Consider the following 18,377-nt stretch of genomic DNA (forward strand, 5'->3'; position numbering starts at 1 on the left):
TCGAATCGAGCGACTGATTTACTAAAAAAGTTTAACATTATCAGGAGAGCATTATGGCTGTTACTAATATCGCTGAACTGAACGCGCTTGTTGAGCGTGTCAAGAAAGCCCAGCGTGAATATGCCAGTTTCACTCAAGAACAAGTCGACAAAATCTTCCGCGCCGCCGCGCTGGCCGCTGCAGATGCTCGAATCCCTCTCGCCAAAATGGCCGTTGCCGAATCCGGCATGGGCATCGTTGAAGACAAAGTGATCAAAAACCACTTCGCTTCCGAATACATCTACAACGCTTATAAAGACGAAAAAACCTGTGGCGTCCTGTCAGAAGACGACACTTTTGGTACCATCACTATCGCTGAACCTATCGGCATCATCTGCGGTATCGTTCCGACCACGAACCCGACTTCAACAGCCATCTTCAAATCGCTCATCAGCCTGAAGACGCGTAACGCCATCATTTTCTCTCCGCACCCGCGTGCTAAAGAAGCCACTAACAAAGCGGCTGACATTGTCCTGCAGGCTGCCATCGCTGCCGGCGCACCGAAAGACCTGATTGGTTGGATCGATCAGCCGTCTGTTGAGCTGTCTAACGCCCTGATGCACCACCCGGATATCAACCTGATCCTTGCAACCGGTGGTCCAGGCATGGTGAAAGCAGCATACAGCTCCGGTAAACCTGCTATCGGCGTAGGTGCCGGTAACACCCCGGTGGTGATTGATGAAACGGCTGACATCAAACGCGCCGTTGCTTCCGTTCTGATGTCTAAAACCTTCGATAACGGCGTTATCTGTGCTTCTGAGCAGTCCGTTGTGGTGGTTGATTCCGTTTATGACGCGGTTCGCGAACGTTTCGCCAGCCACGGCGGCTACCTGCTGCAGGGTAAAGAGCTGAAAGCCGTTCAGGACATTATCCTGAAAAATGGCGCGCTGAACGCCGCTATCGTTGGTCAGCCTGCAGCGAAAATCGCTGAACTGGCAGGCTTCACCGTACCGGCCACGACTAAAATCCTGATTGGCGAAGTCACCGACGTTGACGAAAGCGAGCCGTTTGCTCACGAAAAACTGTCTCCGACGCTGGCGATGTACCGTGCGAAAGATTTCGAAGACGCCGTGACCAAAGCAGAAAAACTGGTCGCCATGGGCGGTATCGGTCATACCTCTTGCCTGTACACCGACCAGGATAACCAGCCGGCTCGCGTGGCTTACTTCGGCCAGATGATGAAAACGGCGCGTATCCTGATCAACACCCCGGCTTCTCAGGGTGGTATCGGTGACCTGTACAACTTCAAACTCGCTCCTTCCCTGACTCTGGGTTGTGGTTCCTGGGGTGGTAACTCCATCTCTGAAAACGTTGGTCCGAAACACTTGATCAACAAGAAAACCGTTGCTAAGCGAGCTGAAAACATGTTGTGGCACAAACTTCCGAAATCTATCTACTTCCGTCGTGGCTCCCTGCCTATCGCACTGGATGAAGTGATTACTGATGGTCACAAACGCGCGCTGATCGTGACTGACCGCTTCCTGTTCAACAACGGTTATGCCGATCAGATCACCTCCGTACTGAAAGCGGCGGGTGTGGAAACTGAAGTCTTCTTCGAAGTTGAAGCTGACCCGACGCTGACCATCGTACGTAAAGGTGCTGAACTGGCGAACTCCTTCAAACCAGACGTGATCATCGCGCTGGGCGGCGGTTCCCCGATGGATGCGGCGAAAATCATGTGGGTCATGTACGAACATCCGGAAACCCACTTCGAAGAACTGGCCCTGCGCTTTATGGATATCCGTAAACGTATCTACAAGTTCCCGAAAATGGGCGTTAAAGCCAAGATGGTGGCGATCACTACCACCTCCGGTACCGGTTCTGAAGTTACGCCGTTCGCCGTTGTGACCGACGACGCGACAGGTCAGAAATATCCGCTGGCGGACTACGCGCTGACCCCGGATATGGCCATCGTCGATGCCAACCTGGTGATGGATATGCCGAAATCGCTGTGTGCGTTCGGTGGTCTGGATGCAGTAACCCACGCCCTGGAAGCTTACGTTTCCGTTCTGGCTTCTGAGTTCTCTGACGGCCAGGCTCTGCAGGCGCTGAAGCTGCTGAAAGAGTACCTGCCGGCGTCCTACCACGAAGGTTCCAAGAACCCGGTTGCCCGCGAGCGCGTACACAGTGCCGCCACCATCGCCGGTATTGCGTTTGCTAACGCCTTCCTCGGCGTGTGCCACTCCATGGCGCACAAACTGGGTTCCCAGTTCCATATTCCGCACGGTCTGGCCAACGCCCTGCTGATCTGCAACGTTATCCGCTACAACGCGAATGACAACCCGACCAAGCAGACCGCGTTCAGCCAGTACGACCGTCCGCAGGCTCGTCGTCGCTACGCTGAAATCGCCGATCACCTGGGTCTCTCCGCACCGGGCGACCGCACCGCAGCGAAAATCGAGAAACTGCTGGCATGGCTGGAAAGCGTGAAAGCTGAGCTGGGTATTCCGAAATCTATCCGCGAAGCTGGCGTTCAGGAAGCTGACTTCCTGGCCCACGTTGATAAGCTGTCTGAAGATGCATTCGATGACCAGTGCACCGGCGCTAACCCGCGCTACCCGCTGATCTCCGAACTGAAACAGATCCTGCTGGATACCTACTACGGTCGCGAGTTCGTCGAAGGCGAAGCCGCCGCGAAAGCCGAAGCGGCACCAGTGAAAGCTGAGAAAAAAGCGAAAAAATCCGCTTAATCAACAAGCATAAACGTTCTGCAAGCCCCGTCATCTGACGGGGCTTTTTTTTGCCTGCCGTCAGCCATGCTTTAACCCTGCTAACCCAACGGAGCGCAGGCAATAAAAAAGGCGCCTACAGGCGCCTGGACGAGCTTCTGCGCGTATTAGCAGGGGCGGTGCAGGTTTTGTACCTGGGTTAACGAGCCGACGCTCAGCGCTTCTTTATAATGCTTACGACAGACTGAAACGTATCGTTCATTACCGCCGATGACGACCTGCTCGCCCTCATTATAAGGACGCCCCTCCTGATCGAGGCGCAGCACCATGCTAGCCTTTCGTCCGCAGAAACAGATGGTTTTTAGCTCCACCAGCTTATCTGACCAGGCCAGCAAATACTGGCTACCGGTGAAGAGCTCACCGCGAAAGTCTGTCCGCAGGCCATAGCAAAGCACCGGAATGTCCAGCGTATCGACAACTTCAGACAGCTCATGAACCTGCTCGCGCGTCAGAAACTGGCTTTCATCCACCAGCACGCAGTGAATCGGTTTTAACTTGTGCTCTGCGGCAATATCGTTATATAGCGACGTCTGTGGATTATACAAACGGGCCGGCGATGAGAGACCGATACGCGAGCTAACTTTTCCGGCGCCAAAGCGGTCATCAATCTCAGCGGTATAAACGACGGTACGCATCCCCCGCTCCTGGTAATTGTACGAAGATTGCAACAGAGCGGTCGACTTACCTGCATTCATTGCAGAGTAGTAGAAATAAAGTTGTGCCATCGGCTGCGTGACCCCAATCAAAGTGTTTTATCGCGGCGGCGATTATACCATATTTTATGCGTACAGCCGCCCGTTTAGCAGGGGTATTGTATCGCAGCCGAAGAGCCTGCAAAGCCAAAGGATTAAGAGGATGAATTGAATTTACAGGGCCATTATTTGTGCGCCCCGTTACGCTACTGGCGGGGTAACCATTGTCTTTTCGTGCTTATAGGGCGGTTAACTATGGGGCTATAAGCTGGGCCGCACGTTGTTTTATATTAAGTCTCGTAACCAAAAATGCGCTAATACTGACGAGGGTTATTTACCCATGTAAAGGATAATTTTTCTCACCGTACCTCAGAAAAAGCATACCGTCTCAGTGTTTTAGCTTACCTTCTCCTCATTGCTATAAGGATGAAAGATGTGAAGCGGCACGGGAATTTTAACTTAAATTAATTAATTCTCGCGACAAATAACCAGTAATTTTGAATTCCTTACATTCCCCCCTATTGCACAACGCATTTTATCGCTCTATTATTAGTTCAACAAACCACCCCACAATATAAGTTTGAGATTACTACAATGAGCGAAGCACTTAAAATTTTGAACAACATCCGTACTCTTCGTGCGCAGGCAAGAGAATGCACCCTGGAAACGCTCGAAGAAATGCTGGAAAAATTAGAAGTCGTTGTTAACGAGCGCCGTGAAGAAGAAAACGCCGCCGCAGCAGAAATTGAAGAACGTACGCGCAAGCTGCAGCAATACCGTGAAATGCTGATTGCTGACGGTATTGATCCGAATGAACTGCTGAGCACCATGGCAGCCGTTAAAGCCGGTACCAAAACCAAGCGTGCTGCACGTCCGGCTAAATACAGCTATGTCGACGAAAACGGCGAAACCAAAACCTGGACCGGCCAGGGCCGTACCCCGGCGGTGATCAAAAAAGCAATGGATGAGCAAGGTAAATCACTGGACGATTTCCTGATCTAATCTCCGTTGTTTCGATATAAAAAATCCCGCTGCGGCGGGATTTTTTTTGCCCTCGGGGCCGATATAAAAAACCGGGAGCGCATCTGCGGCTCCCGGTTTTGTGCTTTCAACAGCGCGGCAGATTACTTCGTGACCGCGGTTTCCAGCCAGGCTTTAAAATCGTCACCCAGCGTTTTGTGGCGAATACCATATTCGACGAACGCCTGCATGTAGCCAAGCTTATTACCGCAGTCATGGCTCTTGCCTTTCATGTGATAAGCTTCGACAGTCTCTTTTTCGATCAGCATATCAATCGCGTCAGTCAGCTGAATTTCATCACCGGCACCCGGAGGAGTCTTCGCCAGCAGCGGCCAGATATCGGCGCTGAGGACATAGCGCCCCACCACCGCCAGGTTGGACGGCGCGACGTCAGCTTTCGGCTTCTCTACCACACCCACCATCGGTACGCTTTCGCCCGGCTGCAGAGACTCACCTTTGCAGTCAACCACGCCATAGGCGGTCACGTCCTCGACAGGCTCAACCATAATCTGGCTGGCGCCGGTCTCATCGAAACGAGAAATCATCTCCGCGAGGTTATCGCGGCTCAGATCGGATTCATATTCATCCAGAATAACGTCTGGCAGAATAACCGCGACCGGCTCATCACCCACTACCGGATGGGCGCAAAGTACCGCGTGCCCCAGACCTTTCGCCAGGCCCTGACGAACTTGCATAATGGTTACGTGCGGCGGGCAAATAGACTGCACTTCTTCCAGCAGCTGGCGTTTTACGCGTTTTTCCAGCATCGCTTCCAGCTCAAAACTGGTATCGAAATGGTTTTCGATAGAGTTTTTGGACGAGTGCGTTACCAGAACAATTTCAGTAATTCCTGCAGCGATACATTCATTAACAACGTACTGAATTAACGGCTTATCTACCAGCGGCAGCATTTCTTTTGGAATCGCTTTGGTGGCCGGCAGCATCCTGGTGCCTAATCCCGCAACCGGGATAACCGCTTTTCTGACTTTAGAATTAAGGGCAGCCATTGAAATCTCCTGGACTGTTTGTTTTTTAAACTTCTCGTTACAAATAACGTGTCGAGTATATCAGTCAACCGCGTATTCACTGGTCTGAAAAGCTTCCGATAGCCTCGAATTAGGACTTTTACGCATAAAACTGCTCGATGTTACCACCGCTAAAGGGCAACGGGTAATCCCGTCTGCTTAGATATAACCGTAATTGCTCATTCCGCAGACAACATTAAGCGTAAACGCCCTCCAGCCCCCCAAATTTGGCACTGCCATGAGGTACAACGCTGGCTAATTTGGTTAAGGTAAGCATCACCCAACGTTCCCAAAGGAACGCCATTACTAATCTGAATTTGATGCTCACCGGTATTCAGCGTGCCATTGAGCCCCGCCGACACCAGAATTAAATTTTTCAGTCCGCTGTGGTAATACCCCACTAACAAAGGAAACTGACCGGGAAGGTTTGCCTGACGCAGCAGCTGATTCACCTGTTTTAGCAGACTCCCCATTTCTGGAAGCCGTTGTCCCTGATGCGCCAGTTGCTCCTGTAACAAGCCATTGAACAACGCGCGCAATAATAAAGCTGCCAGTACGCCATTATCTCCTGCTCGTGTGACATCCAGACAATAGAAGGCCAAATCATTGTCCGAGAGCGGCGCGATATCGAGTACCAGACCGGGTTTATCCGCCGACACCAGCTGGCGATAATGAATGCGGCAGTGCGACATTTCCTGTTGCACCGGCGGCTGTAATTCCTGCAGTAATCGTGAGGCGGCGGTAGGATTACTGACCAGCGCGTCCCAGTCCTCAAATAGACGCTCTTCCTCTTCCACACGTGAACTGAACATCGCAGGATAGAGGCACGCATAAACGGTTTCACGCAGGCGATTGAAATCTTTTACTGGCTTTAACAACACGTCCTGAACGCCAAGCCGCAACGCTTTGGCTATATCGGCCATGTTTTCGGTAGCGGAAATCATCAGGATCGGTAGCTGCTCGCCGCGATTACGCAACGTCTCCACCAGCTCCAGACCGTTCATTCTCGGCATCGAAATGTCGCAGATCATCAGGTCCGGATGCACCTCCGTCATTTTATGCAGGGCATCCTTGCCATCTTCCGCCTGGAAGGTCGTTGCTCCCAGCGAGGTCAGCCATCCATGCAAGAGTGAGCGGAAAACGGGTTCGTCTTCAACTATCAGAATCTGTTTTCCCGCCAATGGCTGCGTCATGATATCTCCCCTGGCTGACGATAATTCAATAGTGGCACGCTATTCTCACTATCGCCTGTCAGAATTTGCTTAAGTCAGGTACTCGTGCGTCAAATCGCGGTACGCACTAAGGGTAATAATTCATCCATTTTCTTTTCTACCGCCAGCTGCCCTGCGGTAATCGCCTCGCCGGCGCGATGGAAATCAAGCGTCGAGACTTGTGGACAGTACGGTTGCAACAGGATATCCGGCGGGTCGCCCGCCATACGATTGCGTTTAAGACGATTCTCCAGGACCTGGATAGAAGTGGTCATGATCTCCATCGCCGTCGGCGTCACGGCCGTCCGGCGGGAACTCATTTGCGTCAAGCGTGCGCGCAGACGAGTATGCCATGGCCCCTCCTTCGCTTCGGCTTCGCGCCGCGGCGTTTCGAGGGAGAATAAATCCTGCTGCATAAGGTGGGCATCATGTTGCAGATCCACGGCAATCACGATATCAGCCCCCATTGCCCGCGTAAGCGACACGGGAACCGGATTGACCACCGCGCCATCGACCAGCCAGTAACCATTATGCCTTACCGGCGACATTAACCCCGGCATACTGCAGGAGGCTCGAATCGCTAAATGCAGATCGCCTTCGGTAAACCACAGCTCCCTGCCAGTGCTTAAATTTGTCGCGACGGCGGCAAATCGCCGTTCGCAGTGTTCGATATCGGTCACGGGCATGATGCGGCGATAATGATTGAATACCTTTTCACCCCGCAACAGTCCACCGCGGCGCCAGGAGAGGTCCATCAGTTTCAGAACGTCCCAGTTGCTGAAAGAGCAGACCCAGGACTCAAGGGCCGGGAGCCGGTTACAGGCATACGCCGCCCCTACCAGCGAACCGATAGAGCAACCGGCCACGATATCAATCTCAATGCCGGCCTGCTGGAGGGCGTTGATGACGCCAATATGCGACCATCCGCGGGCGGCACCCGCTCCTAACGCCAGACCAATTTTAAGCTTTCTCATTAGTACTGATAACTATCCTTCCACTCTGAGCGTGGCAACATTGTCACGGCTCAGTTAACATAAAGCCCTTTGGCGTAGAACCGCCGTTACTCATTCTTCCATGGAGGCAGTTTTGTCGCAATTATGCCCCTGTGGCAGCGCACTGGAGTATAGCTCATGTTGCCAGCGATATCTGTCCGGCGCTGAGCTTGCGCCAGGCCCGTCACAGCTTATGCGCTCCCGTTACAGCGCGTTCGTCATGAAAGATGCCGACTATCTGATCAAAACCTGGCATCCGTCCTGTCAGGCGCGGCAGTTTCGCGCCGAACTGGAGAAAGGCTTTGCCCACACAGAATGGCTGGGCTTAACCCTGTTCGCCAGCGATGAAGGACGAGCCGCAAATGAAGGCTTTGTCAGCTTTATCGCCCGCTTTAATGACAATAACCGCCCGGGCGCCATTATTGAACGTTCCAGATTCTTAAAAGAAAATGGACAGTGGTACTATATCGACGGGACACGACCGCTGATTGGCCGTAACGACCCCTGCCCTTGCGGTTCAGGTAAAAAATTTAAAAAATGCTGCGGCCAGTAACGCTGCCGCAGCGCTTGCAAACACTACAGGATTTTCCTCGCGATGCATTCATTACAACGTAAAGTACTACGCACTATTTGCCCTGATCAGAAAGGCCTCATCGCGCGTATCACCAATATCTGCTACAAGCACGAACTTAACATTGTGCAGAACAACGAATTTGTTGACCACCGTACCGGTCGTTTCTTTATGCGCACCGAACTGGAAGGCATTTTCAACGACGCTATTCTGCTGGCCGATCTGGACAGCGCCCTGCCGGAAGGCTCGATTCGTGAACTCAATCCGGCAGGCCGCCGCCGGGTGGTGATTCTGGTGACGAAAGAGGCCCACTGCCTCGGCGATCTGCTGATGAAAGCCAATTACGGCGGGCTGGATGTCGATATTGCCGCGGTTATTGGTAACCATGACACCCTGCGCCCGCTGGTGGAACGTTTTGGCATCCCGTTTGAACTGGTCAGCCATGAAGGGCTGAGCCGCGAAGAGCACGACAAACAGATGGGCGACGCGATTGCCGCCCACGAGCCGGATTACGTGGTGCTGGCCAAGTATATGCGCGTGCTTACGCCGGAATTTGTCGCCCGTTTCCCGAACAAGATCATTAACATTCACCACTCGTTCCTGCCGGCGTTTATCGGCGCGCGTCCGTATCATCAGGCCTATGAGCGTGGCGTGAAGATCATCGGCGCCACCGCCCACTACGTGAATGATAATCTGGACGAAGGCCCCATCATTATGCAGGACGTCATTCACGTCGATCATACTTATACCGCAGAAGATATGATGCGTGCCGGGCGCGATGTCGAAAAAAACGTATTGAGCCGGGCGCTGTATCAGGTACTGGCGCAGCGCGTCTTCGTCTACGGCAACCGGACGATTATTCTTTAATCGACTGAGAAATGAATTGGTTAGCTTTACGGCGTTACGGGTAAAAATCAGGCAACCAGTTTATTTTTGTCAAAGGAATGCTTTACAGGGGCGCATCATTTGGTATGATGCGCCCCGCTTCCCGAGAAGGAAGCAGGCCAGTACTAAGCATTACCCCGTGGTGGGGTTCCCGAGCGGCCAAAGGGAGCAGACTGTAAATCTGCCGTCATCGACTTCGAAGGTTCGAATCCTTCCCCCACCACCATTCATTTTGCTGAATAGCCTACAATGTGATTTTCCCCTGGTGGGGTTCCCGAGCGGCCAAAGGGAGCAGACTGTAAATCTGCCGTCATCGACTTCGAAGGTTCGAATCCTTCCCCCACCACCATCCCTTCATGTATTACCCAGCTTACTCCACTTGCAATACTTTATATTCTGCCCTACGGGGAAGGATGAGAAGGTTCGACTCGAGCGTAGCGAGAGAACGTTGCCGCAGGCAACGGCCCGAAGGGCGAGGCGCTTTAGCGCCGAGTTATCCTTCCCCCACCACCATCTCTTCATGTCATCCCCAGCTTACTCCATCTGCGATACTCTATATTCTGCCCCACGGGAAAGGATGAGAAGCTTCGACCAGGGTTCGACTCGAGCGTAGCGAGAGAACGTTGCCGAAGGCAACGGTCCGAAGGGCGAGGCGCTTTAGCGCCGAGTAATCCTTCCCCCACCGCTGTTGCACTCTCTTCAGCCACCTGTTCTGCTATCTCCTCGCTCGCGCTTCGCTTAGCGAGGCTACAGGTGTGCCGTCTGGTAGTCCGGTCAGGTGCGCCGCACCGCCTCCGGGAAAACTCACAGCGGGGGCAGTCGCCTCTTCACCGGCGAACTTTTCACCACCGAGGTATTGCACTGCGCAAATTCGGCCAGGCCGTCCAGTAGCGTATCCAGCTGGGCAATATCACGCACCACCAGTCGCATCACGAAACAATCCTCTCCGGTCACTTTGTCACTTTCGATGCACTCCGGCATCGCCTGGATATATTTATCCACCTTCTGCAGTAGACCAGGCAGCGGCCGAACCCGCACCAGCGCCTGCAGGCTGTAGCCCAGCGCGGCGAGATTCACCCGCGCCCCATAGCCCTGAATCACGCCCCGCTCCTCCAGGCGCTTCACCCGCTCGGCGATGCTCGGCGAGGTCAGCCCCACCCGCGCGCTCAATACCTTCAACGAGACTCTGGCATCCTGAGTCAGGCAAGTGAGGATCGCCCGGTCAATTTCATCAAGTACGTCATTCATGTTTTTTACCTAATTATGAAAGGGATTTCCCCCTGTTTGCCTTAATTCAGCCATGTCAGGCTGTCAGGATTTTTCGCACAATACTGGAAAACTTCTGGAGGCGAAATATGCAAATTACCCGCGGCGTCTGGCAAATGAGCCTGGCGATGATAATTTCTGGCTCGATCGGCGCGTTTGTGCTGCTCTCTGGTTTGCCGGTAATTGATGTGGTGTTCTGGCGCTGCCTGATTGGCGCGCTCACCCTGCTGCTGTTTATCGTTCTCAGCCGCCAGCCCTTCAGTCGTCTCACGCGCTTCACCCTCGCCCTCGCGGTACTTGGCGGCATCGCGCTGGTCATCAACTGGCTGCTGCTGTTTGCCGCCTACTCGCGTATTTCAATTGGCATGGCCACGGTGGTCTACAACACCCAGCCGTTTATGCTGGTGCTGATGGGCATGGTGTTGGGGGAACGGGTCAGCGCCGTAAAATGGGGATGGTTACTGCTGGCCTTCGGCGGCGTGGTGATCCTGCTGTCAAGCGAGCTTGCCCCGACGCACGGCGAAAGTCTCACGGCCGGCGTTTTGCTGGCATTAGGCGCGGCATTTTTCTATGCCCTGACCGCCATCATCGCCCGCAAACTGCATCCGCTCCCTGCTCAGCATATTGCCTTTATTCAGGTGCTCGTCGGCGTCGTGATGCTGCTGCCGCTGGTGCAAATGCCCGACTTTTCTGCCAGCTTCCCCTGGCGCTATCTGCTGATCCTCGGCGTCGTCCATACCGGGATCATGTATCAGCTTTTATATAGCGCGATACAGAAGCTGCCGACGCCCATTACCGGTTCGCTCTCCTTTATTTATCCGTTGGTGGCGATGGGGGTCGACTATCTGGTCTTCCATCATGCGTTAACCCCTGTGCAGTTGCTCGGCGGGATGCTTATTCTGTTTGCCGCCGCCGGGAATAACCTCGGCTGGGGCGAAAAAAAACCCCGCCAGGGCGGGGTCAGTCAGCGGTCGCGGGCCAGTTAGCGACGGGCGCGGACAATCTGGTATTTGCGCGTCAGGTACTCTACCGGCGCGCTCCAGATATGAACCAGACGAGAGAATGGGAACAGCAGGAACAGGGTCATCCCCAGCACCAGGTGGACGCGGAAGATAAACGCCACGCCATCCAGGTGCTGCGACGCACCGCCGTGGAAGGTGACCACCGACTGCGCCCAGCCGACCAGCTTCATCATTTCGCTGCCGTCCATATGCTGGGCAGAGAATGGGATCGTCAGTAGACCCAGCGCACACTGCACCATCAGCAGGGAGAGGATCAGAATATCCGCGCCGGTGGTGGTGGCGCGCACGCGTGGGCTGAGCAGACGACGCTTAAGCAGCAGTAAACCGCCCACCAGGGTCATCACGCCGCAGGCGCCGCCGGCGATCATCGCCATCTTCTGCTTGACGTCGATCGGCAGGAAGGATTCATACATCCAGTGCGGGGTCAGCATGCCGAGGAAGTGGCCGGCGAAAATGCCGAGGATGCCGATATGGAACAGGTTCGACGCCAGGTTCATTCCCTTACGGTCCAGCATCTGGCTGGAGGCGGCGCGCCAGGTGTACTGACCGTAGTCGTAGCGCAGCCAGCTGCCGATCAGGAACACCGAGCCCGCAATGTACGGATAAATGTCAAAGAAGAACATATTCAGGAAGTGCATTATTGCTGTCCTCCGTTAGAGATATTCAGATATTGCGGGGCCACGGCTCCGGCAAAACGACGCTGGTGAGCGGAAATCTCCGACTCGCCGCAGCCCTGGTCGGCAAAGAATTTCACCTGTTCTTCTTCCCAGACCGCGTCCAGCGCCTGCGGCGTATCGTCGCGGGCTTCGTCGGCAATCTTCTCCGCCACCTTCTGGCTGTCGACCTGAGTGTTTGCCAGCTTCAGCAGCAGTTCGAACAGCACCGCATAGCGGCTCTCGCGCTGCTGCAGCCGCGCGCTGAGCAGGCCGAGGATCGGTGCAACGTCCCGCAGGCCGCCCAGCGCTTCCTCTTCCGGCAGCTGCGCCAGATACTCCAGATACAGCGGCAGGTGATCCGGCAACTCATGGCTATCGAGCAGCAGACCGTGGCGCTCATACTGCGCCATCAGATCAACCATCGCCTGCCCGCGATCGCGGGATTCGCCGTGCACGTGTTCAAACAGCAGCAGCGAGGTGGCCCGGCCGCGGTCAAACAGTTCGCTGTAGGCCGCCTGGGCATCCAGCGGATCCTGAGTCAGCAGATCGCGCAGAAAAACGCCCAGCGCGTGAGCATCCTCTTTGCTGAGTTTCTCTGATGACGCAAGCGCCTCGAACATCTCCTGCTGATGCTGCCATAAGGCAGCGTCAGGGTATTCGAGCAGGCGCGACACAATCACAAGTTCAATCATGCGTGCGGCTCCGTTTTGCTGGTCACGTCGATGGCGTCGATGCGACGGCTGTTGAACAGGTTGAACTGGCTGTCAGAGCCGTGGCAGCCGTCGCCAAAGCTAAAGCCGCAGCCGTTTTTCTCCGGAAACGCTTCCCGCGCCTGTTCACGATGGCTGCTTGGCACCACGAAACGATCTTCGTAGTTAGCGATCGCCAGGTAGCGGTACATCTCCTGAGCCTGCGCTTCGCTTAAGCCCACCTCATCCAGCGCGCGGGTATCGACAACGCCGTCAACGGTTTGCGCCCGCTTATAGTGACGCATCGCCAGCATCCGCTTCAGGGCCAACAGGACCGGTTGGGTATCGCCGGCGGTCAGCAGGTTCGCCAGATACTGCACCGGAATACGCAGGCTTTCCACGTCCGGCAGGATCCCATTGCTGCCCAGTTCGCCGGCATCGGCGGCGGACTGAATCGGCGACAGCGGCGGCACGTACCAGACCATCGGCAGGGTGCGATATTCCGGGTGCAGCGGCAGGGCCAGCTTCCAGTCCATCGCCATTTTCCACACCGGCGACTGCTGCGCGGCTTCAATCACCCCCTGCGGTACGCCATCTTTCAGCGCCTGCTCAATCACTTTCGGGTCGTTCGGATCGAGGAACACGTCCAGTTGACGCTGATAGAGATCTTTCTCGTTCTCGGTGCTGGCGGCATTTTCGATCGCGTCCGCGTCATACAACAGGACGCCGAGATAGCGGATTCGGCCCACGCAGGTTTCGGAGCATACCGTCGGCATTCCGGATTCAATACGCGGGTAGCAGAAGATGCACTTCTCGGACTTTCCGCTCTTCCAGTTGAAATAGATTTTCTTGTACGGGCAGCCGGTGATGCACATCCGCCAGCCGCGGCACTTGTCCTGGTCGATGAGCACGATGCCGTCTTCTTCACGCTTATAGATGGCGCCGCTCGGGCAGGTCGCGACGCACGCCGGGTTCAGGCAGTGCTCGCACAGGCGCGGCAGATACATCATGAAGGTGTTCTCGAACTGGCCGTACATCGCCTTCTGCATGTTGTCGAAGTTCTGGTCTTTGGCGCGCTTTTCAAACTCGCCGCCGAGGATCTCTTCCCAGTTCGGACCGCTGGTGATCTTGTCCATCCGTTGGCCGGTGATCAGCGAGCGCGGACGGGCGATCGGCTGGTGTTTACTCTCCGGGGCGTTATGCAGGTTCTGGTAGTCGTAATCGAACGGCTCGTAGTAATCATCGATGCCCGGCAGATGCGGGTTCGCGAAGATTTTACCTAACAGCATCGCGCGGTTGCCCATGCGCGGCTGCAGCTTGCCGTTGATTTTGCGGATCCAGCCGCCCTTCCATTTCTCCTGGTTTTCCCAGTCGTTCGGAAAGCCGACGCCAGGCTTACTCTCCACGTTATTGAACCAGGCGTACTCCATCCCTTCCCGGCTGGTCCAGACGTTTTTACAGGTGACCGAGCAGGTGTGGCAGCCGATGCACTTATCGAGATTCAGCACCATGCCGACTTGTGAACGAATTTTCATTTTACGCTCTCCTGTACCTGGTCATTGCCTTCGCCGTCTAACCAGTTAATGTTCTTCATCTTACGTACCACCACAAACTCATCGCGGTTGGAGCCGACGGTGCCGTAGTAGTTAAAGCCATAGGCCAGATGGCCATAACCGCCGATCATATGGGTCGGTTTCGGCGTAATACGGGTAACCGAGTTATGGATCCCGCCGCGCTGGCCGGTAACTTCAGAGCCTGGCAGGTTTACGATGCGTTCCTGGGCGTGGTACATCATGGTCATCCCGGCCGGCACGCGCTGGCTCACCACCGCGCGCGCCGTCAGGGCGCCGTTGGCGTTGAACACTTCGATCCAGTCGTTATCTTCGATCCCCAGATCTTTCGCATCCGCCTCGCTCATCCAGACGATCGGTCCGCCGCGTGACAGGGTCAGCATCAGCAGGTTATCGCTGTAGGTCGAGTGGATACCCCATTTCTGGTGCGGGGTCAGGAAGTTCAGCGCCTTCTCCGGGTTGCCGTTGGACTTCTCGCCCATCACCGCTTTCACCGAGCGGGTGTCAATCGGCGGACGATAAACCAGCAGGCTTTCGCCAAAGTCGCGCATCCACTGGTGATCCTGATACAGCGACTGACGACCGGACAGGGTACGCCATGGGATCAGCTCGTGAACGTTGGTGTATCCGGCGTTATAGGAGACGTGTTCGTCTTCCAGACCTGACCAGGTCGGGCTGGAGATAATTTTCCGCGGCTGCGCCTGAATGTCGCGGAAACGGATCTTCTCGTCTTCTTTGTTCAGCGCCAGGTGCGCGTGCTCGCGGCCGGTGATCTCGCTCAGCGCTTTCCACGCCTTCACCGCCACCTGACCGTTCGTTTCCGGTGCCAGGGTGAGGATCATCTCCGCGGCGTCAATGGCCGTCTCCAGCTTCGGCTGACCTTTCGCCGGGCCTTCCGCCTTGGTGTAGTTGAGCTTACGCAGCAGGTCCATTTCGCTCTGGGTATTCCAGGCGATGCCTTTCCCGCCGTTGCCGATGGTTTCCAGCAGCGGACCAATAGAGGTGAAGCGCTCGTAAGTCGCCGGATAATCACGCTCGACCGGAATAATATGCGGCGCGGTTTTCCCCGGAATCAGGTCACATTCGCCCTTCTTCCAGTCTTTGACGTCCAGCGGCTGCGCCATTTCCGCGGCGGAATCATGCTGGATCGGCAGCGTAACGACGTCGGTTTCTTTACCGAGGTGTCCCACGCACAGTTCTGAGAATTTCTTCGCGATACCTTTATAGATATCCCAGTCGCTCTTCGATTCCCAGGCCGGGTCAACGGCCGCCGACAGCGGATGAATAAACGGATGCATATCCGAGGTATTCATGTCGTCTTTTTCATACCAGGTGGCGGTCGGCAGCACGATGTCGGAGTAGAGACAGGTGCTCGACAAACGGAAGTCGAGGGTCACCACCAGGTCCAGCTTGCCGTCGAGGCCGTTATCTCGCCATTCGACTTCTTCCGGCTTCACGCCGCCCTGCTTGCCAAGGTCTTTACCCTGAATGCCGTTCTCCGTACCCAGCAGGTACTTGAGCATGTACTCATGGCCTTTACCGGAGGAGCCCAGCAGGTTGGAACGCCAGATAAACAGGTTACGCGGATGGTTTTTACCGTTTTCCGGCTGCTCCGCCGCAAAGCGAATCGATCCCTCTTTCAGGGATTTGACGGTGTAATCCACCGGCGTCATGCCGGCTTTTTTCGCCTCATCGGCGATGCGCAGCGGGTTAACGCCCAGCTGCGGCGCCGACGGCAGCCAGCCCATCCGCTCGGCGCGGACGTTGAAGTCGATCAGATGGCCGCTGTAGCGGGATTTATCCGCCATCGGCGACAGCAGCTCCTGCGCGGTCACGGTTTCATAGCGCCACTGGCTGGAGTGGTTGTAAAAGTACGAGGTGCTGTTCATATGGCGTGCCGGACGCTGCCAGTCAAGGGCGAACGCCAGCGGCTGCCAGCCGGTCTGTGGACGCAGTTTTTCCTGGCCCACATAGTGCGCCCAACCGCCACCGCTCTGGCCGACGCAGCCGCAGAAGATCAGCATGTTGATCAGACCGCGGTAGTTCATGTCGAGGTGGAACCAGTGGTTGAGACCCGCCCCGACGATAATCATCGAGCGACCATGGGTTTTATCGGCGTTATCGGCAAACTCGCGGGCGGTACGGATGATATGCGCGCGGGAGACACCGGTAATTTTCTCCGCCCAGGCCGGGGTGTAGGCTTTCACTTCATCATAGCTGGCGGCGCAGTTGTCATCGTTCAGACCGCGCTCCAGGCCATAGTTGGCCATGGTCAGATCGTACACGGTGGTCACCAGCGCGCTGGAGCCGTCGGCCAGCTGCAGGCGTTTGACCGGCAGTTTGTGCAGTAGAATGTTTTCAAGAGTGACTTTGTTGAAGTGCTCAGAACCTTCGCCGCCGAAGTACGGGAAGCCAACGTCCGCCACCTCGTCATGGCTGCCGAGCAGACTCAGACGCAGCTCAATCTCTTCGCCGGTTTTGCCATCGCGCTGTTCGAGGTTCCATTTGCCTTTATCGCCCCAGCGGAATCCGAGGGAACCGTTCGGCACGGTGAGATCGCCTTTCTCGTCAAAGGCGACGGTCTTCCATTCCGGATTCTTTTCCTGACCAAGGGAATCTACGAGGTCGGACGCGCGCAGCGTGCGGCCGGCGGCGTAATAGCCGTCGCGCTCCTCAAGCATCACCAGCATCGGCATGTCGGTGTAGCGACGCACGTAATCGGTGAAATACTGGCTCGGCTTATCAAGATGGAACTCACGCAGCATCACGTGACCCATCGCCAGCGCCATCGCGGCATCGGTACCCTGCTTCGGCGCCAGCCACAGATCGCAGAGCTTGGCGATTTCGGCGTAGTCCGGAGTGATGGCCACGGTTTTGGTCCCTTTATAGCGAACTTCGGTAAAGAAGTGCGCATCCGGGGTACGGGTCTGCGGCACGTTGGAGCCCCAGGCGATGATATAGCTGGAGTTGTACCAGTCGGCGGATTCCGGCACATCGGTCTGCTCGCCCCAGGTCATCGGCGAGGCCGGCGGCAGGTCACAGTACCAGTCGTAGAAGCTCAGGCAAGTGCCGCCGATCAGCGACAGGTAACGGGCGCCGGAGGCGTAGGAGACCATCGACATCGCCGGGATCGGCGAGAAGCCGGCCACGCGGTCCGGACCGTAAGTTTTCACGGTATAGACGTTGGAGGCGGCAATCAGCTCGTTCACTTCCTGCCATGAGGAGCGGACAAACCCGCCGCGACCGCGCGCCTGTTTGAAGCTTTTAGCTTTGTCGGCGTCTTCGATAATCGAGGCCCATGCCGCGACCGGATCGCTATGCTGAACCTTCGCCTCTCGCCACATCTTCATCAGGCGTTTGCGCATCAGCGGGTATTTCAGGCGGTTCGCGCTGTACAGATACCAGGAGTAGCTGGCGCCGCGCGGGCAGCCGCGCGGTTCGTGGTTTGGCAGGTCCGGACGGGTGCGCGGATAGTCCGTTTGCTGGGTTTCCCAGGTCACCAGCCCGTTTTTGACATAAATCTTCCAGCTGCATGAACCGGTGCAGTTAACACCGTGAGTGGAACGCACAATTTTGTCATGCTGCCAACGTTGACGGTATCCATCCTCCCAGTCCCGGTTGGTGTTTAGAAGCTGGCCGTGCCCATCGGCAAAGGTTTCACCCTTCTGTTTGAAGTAGCGAAACCGGTCCAGGAATTTACTCATCGGGTTTCTCCTGATATGGAGCCTGACGGCTCTCTGATAAATCGACATTGCTGGATTTGCAGCGAAGGTAACGCCATGAAAGCGGGCGGGAATTGATAGCGATCAATACGGACTGGCTTGTTAACGTGGCGCAAATTGGCAATTACCACCAAGGTGGTACAAAACTCAGCTTTTTAATTTGATGTTTTTTAAGGTTTTTTAGCGAAAAATAGCTCGCCAGACGCGGGATGGTTCACCAGGGAGGTATTAAGGGGTAGAGCGGTGACGCTGGCAAGCCGTCCCTCCCCGGCTCAGTGGCCAAAATG

General features: G+C 55.6%; 14 protein-coding genes, 2 tRNA genes and 2 other RNA genes. 9 read left to right on the plus strand and 9 right to left on the minus strand.

All coding sequences use genetic code 11. The annotated features are described in order from the left end of the window. The first annotated feature begins 53 nt into the window (after positions 1-53). Positions 54-2,729: a bifunctional acetaldehyde-CoA/alcohol dehydrogenase gene (gene adhE, locus ACLEXF_RS06540; protein WP_004203165.1), complete on the plus strand. Its 2,676-nt coding sequence runs from the start codon at positions 54-56 to the stop codon at positions 2,727-2,729. A gap of 146 nt (positions 2,730-2,875) precedes the next feature. On the opposite strand, the gene tdk is transcribed toward adhE, so the two are convergent. Then, positions 2,876-3,493: a thymidine kinase gene (tdk, locus tag ACLEXF_RS06545; RefSeq protein WP_025999297.1), complete on the minus strand. Its 618-nt coding sequence runs from the start codon at positions 3,491-3,493 to the stop codon at positions 2,876-2,878. Positions 3,494-4,054: 561 nt separating this feature from the next. On the opposite strand from tdk, the gene hns reads away from it, so the two are divergent. Further along, positions 4,055-4,462 carry a histone-like nucleoid-structuring protein H-NS gene (hns, locus tag ACLEXF_RS06550; protein ID WP_002910103.1) on the plus strand — a complete coding sequence of 136 codons (408 nt, stop codon included), beginning with the start codon at positions 4,055-4,057 and terminating at the stop codon, positions 4,460-4,462. A gap of 122 nt (positions 4,463-4,584) precedes the next feature. On the opposite strand, the gene galU is transcribed toward hns, so the two are convergent. The 3 genes from galU to rssA all read right to left on the minus strand — a co-directional run bounded on the left by galU (position 4,585) and on the right by rssA (position 7,690). Beyond that, positions 4,585-5,487: a UTP--glucose-1-phosphate uridylyltransferase GalU gene (galU, locus tag ACLEXF_RS06555; protein ID WP_004203168.1), complete on the minus strand. Its 903-nt coding sequence runs from the start codon at positions 5,485-5,487 to the stop codon at positions 4,585-4,587. Positions 5,488-5,684: 197 nt separating this feature from the next. Beyond that, the gene (gene rssB / locus ACLEXF_RS06560; protein WP_017900771.1) at positions 5,685-6,698 is read right to left on the minus strand and encodes a two-component system response regulator RssB; all 1,014 of its coding nucleotides are present in this window, start codon (positions 6,696-6,698) and stop codon (positions 5,685-5,687) included. Between the two features lie 89 nt (positions 6,699-6,787). Further along, positions 6,788-7,690, minus strand: a complete 903-nt coding sequence (gene rssA / locus ACLEXF_RS06565; protein WP_004203175.1) for a patatin-like phospholipase RssA — start codon at positions 7,688-7,690, stop codon at positions 6,788-6,790. A 112-nt stretch (positions 7,691-7,802) separates the two neighbouring features. Between rssA and ACLEXF_RS06570 the strand changes: the two genes are divergently transcribed. The 6 genes from ACLEXF_RS06570 (at position 7,803) to ACLEXF_RS06595 (ending at position 9,852) form a co-directional block, all read left to right on the plus strand. Then, complete coding sequence (locus ACLEXF_RS06570) at positions 7,803-8,261, plus strand: YchJ family protein (protein ID WP_017900770.1); 459 nt, start codon at positions 7,803-7,805, stop codon at positions 8,259-8,261. Positions 8,262-8,303: 42 nt separating this feature from the next. Further along, positions 8,304-9,146, plus strand: coding sequence for a formyltetrahydrofolate deformylase (purU, locus tag ACLEXF_RS06575; RefSeq protein ID WP_004203178.1), 843 nt, complete (start codon positions 8,304-8,306; stop codon positions 9,144-9,146). A 159-nt stretch (positions 9,147-9,305) separates the two neighbouring features. Further along, positions 9,306-9,390: transfer RNA gene (locus ACLEXF_RS06580), tRNA-Tyr, on the plus strand. A gap of 38 nt (positions 9,391-9,428) precedes the next feature. Next, positions 9,429-9,513: transfer RNA gene (locus ACLEXF_RS06585), tRNA-Tyr, on the plus strand. Between the two features lie 43 nt (positions 9,514-9,556). Further along, positions 9,557-9,677: non-coding RNA, RtT sRNA (locus ACLEXF_RS06590), on the plus strand. Between the two features lie 43 nt (positions 9,678-9,720). After that, positions 9,721-9,852: non-coding RNA, RtT sRNA (locus ACLEXF_RS06595), on the plus strand. A gap of 116 nt (positions 9,853-9,968) precedes the next feature. Here ACLEXF_RS06595 and ACLEXF_RS06600 read toward each other — a convergent pair. Next, the gene (locus ACLEXF_RS06600; RefSeq protein ID WP_004203179.1) at positions 9,969-10,412 is read right to left on the minus strand and encodes an Lrp/AsnC family transcriptional regulator; all 444 of its coding nucleotides are present in this window, start codon (positions 10,410-10,412) and stop codon (positions 9,969-9,971) included. Positions 10,413-10,519: 107 nt separating this feature from the next. On the opposite strand from ACLEXF_RS06600, the gene ACLEXF_RS06605 reads away from it, so the two are divergent. Continuing rightward, positions 10,520-11,416 (plus strand): DMT family transporter, encoded by an 897-nt coding sequence (locus tag ACLEXF_RS06605; RefSeq protein ID WP_023318560.1) that lies wholly within the window; start codon positions 10,520-10,522, stop codon positions 11,414-11,416. Here the strand turns inward: ACLEXF_RS06605 and narI are convergent. Genes narI through ACLEXF_RS06625 form a run of 4 tightly spaced genes read right to left on the minus strand, consistent with a single transcriptional unit; the run spans position 11,413 to position 18,072 of the window. Next, a complete protein-coding gene (narI, locus tag ACLEXF_RS06610; protein WP_002910189.1) occupies positions 11,413-12,090 on the minus strand; it encodes a respiratory nitrate reductase subunit gamma in 678 nt (225 codons plus the stop codon). The genes ACLEXF_RS06605 and narI overlap by 4 nt on opposite strands. Next, positions 12,090-12,800, minus strand: a complete 711-nt coding sequence (narJ, locus tag ACLEXF_RS06615) for a nitrate reductase molybdenum cofactor assembly chaperone (RefSeq protein WP_004203182.1) — start codon at positions 12,798-12,800, stop codon at positions 12,090-12,092. Before narJ ends, narI begins: the two co-directional genes overlap by 1 nt. Then, on the minus strand, positions 12,797-14,332 hold the full coding sequence (gene narH / locus ACLEXF_RS06620; RefSeq protein ID WP_241366462.1) for a nitrate reductase subunit beta: 1,536 nt from the start codon (positions 14,330-14,332) through the stop codon (positions 12,797-12,799). Before narH ends, narJ begins: the two co-directional genes overlap by 4 nt. Beyond that, positions 14,329-18,072, minus strand: a complete 3,744-nt coding sequence (locus ACLEXF_RS06625) for a nitrate reductase subunit alpha (RefSeq protein ID WP_200927928.1) — start codon at positions 18,070-18,072, stop codon at positions 14,329-14,331. The genes narH and ACLEXF_RS06625 overlap by 4 nt, the downstream gene beginning before the upstream one ends. Positions 18,073-18,377: the final 305 nt, after the last annotated feature.

It is taken from the genome of Klebsiella pneumoniae complex sp. WS1778, assembly GCF_049472055.1.
Taxonomy (GTDB): Bacteria; Pseudomonadota; Gammaproteobacteria; order Enterobacterales; family Enterobacteriaceae; genus Klebsiella; species Klebsiella quasipneumoniae.

Bases quoted from the DNA above. Each gene is read 5' to 3' on its own strand.
- ACLEXF_RS06605 (WP_023318560.1), top strand. From the start codon at position 10,520: ATGCAAATTACCCGCGGCGTCTGGCAAATGAGCCTGGCGATGATAATT.
- rssB (WP_017900771.1), bottom strand. From the start codon at position 6,698: ATGACGCAGCCATTGGCGGGAAAACAGATTCTGATAGTTGAAGACGAA.
- tdk (WP_025999297.1), bottom strand. From the start codon at position 3,493: ATGGCACAACTTTATTTCTACTACTCTGCAATGAATGCAGGTAAGTCG.
- narH (WP_241366462.1), bottom strand. From the start codon at position 14,332: ATGAAAATTCGTTCACAAGTCGGCATGGTGCTGAATCTCGATAAGTGC.
- purU (WP_004203178.1), top strand. From the start codon at position 8,304: ATGCATTCATTACAACGTAAAGTACTACGCACTATTTGCCCTGATCAG.
- narI (WP_002910189.1), bottom strand. From the start codon at position 12,090: ATGCACTTCCTGAATATGTTCTTCTTTGACATTTATCCGTACATTGCG.
- hns (WP_002910103.1), top strand. From the start codon at position 4,055: ATGAGCGAAGCACTTAAAATTTTGAACAACATCCGTACTCTTCGTGCG.
- galU (WP_004203168.1), bottom strand. From the start codon at position 5,487: ATGGCTGCCCTTAATTCTAAAGTCAGAAAAGCGGTTATCCCGGTTGCG.
- ACLEXF_RS06625 (WP_200927928.1), bottom strand. From the start codon at position 18,072: ATGAGTAAATTCCTGGACCGGTTTCGCTACTTCAAACAGAAGGGTGAA.
- rssA (WP_004203175.1), bottom strand. From the start codon at position 7,690: ATGAGAAAGCTTAAAATTGGTCTGGCGTTAGGAGCGGGTGCCGCCCGC.
- adhE (WP_004203165.1), top strand. From the start codon at position 54: ATGGCTGTTACTAATATCGCTGAACTGAACGCGCTTGTTGAGCGTGTC.
- ACLEXF_RS06600 (WP_004203179.1), bottom strand. From the start codon at position 10,412: ATGAATGACGTACTTGATGAAATTGACCGGGCGATCCTCACTTGCCTG.
- narJ (WP_004203182.1), bottom strand. From the start codon at position 12,800: ATGATTGAACTTGTGATTGTGTCGCGCCTGCTCGAATACCCTGACGCT.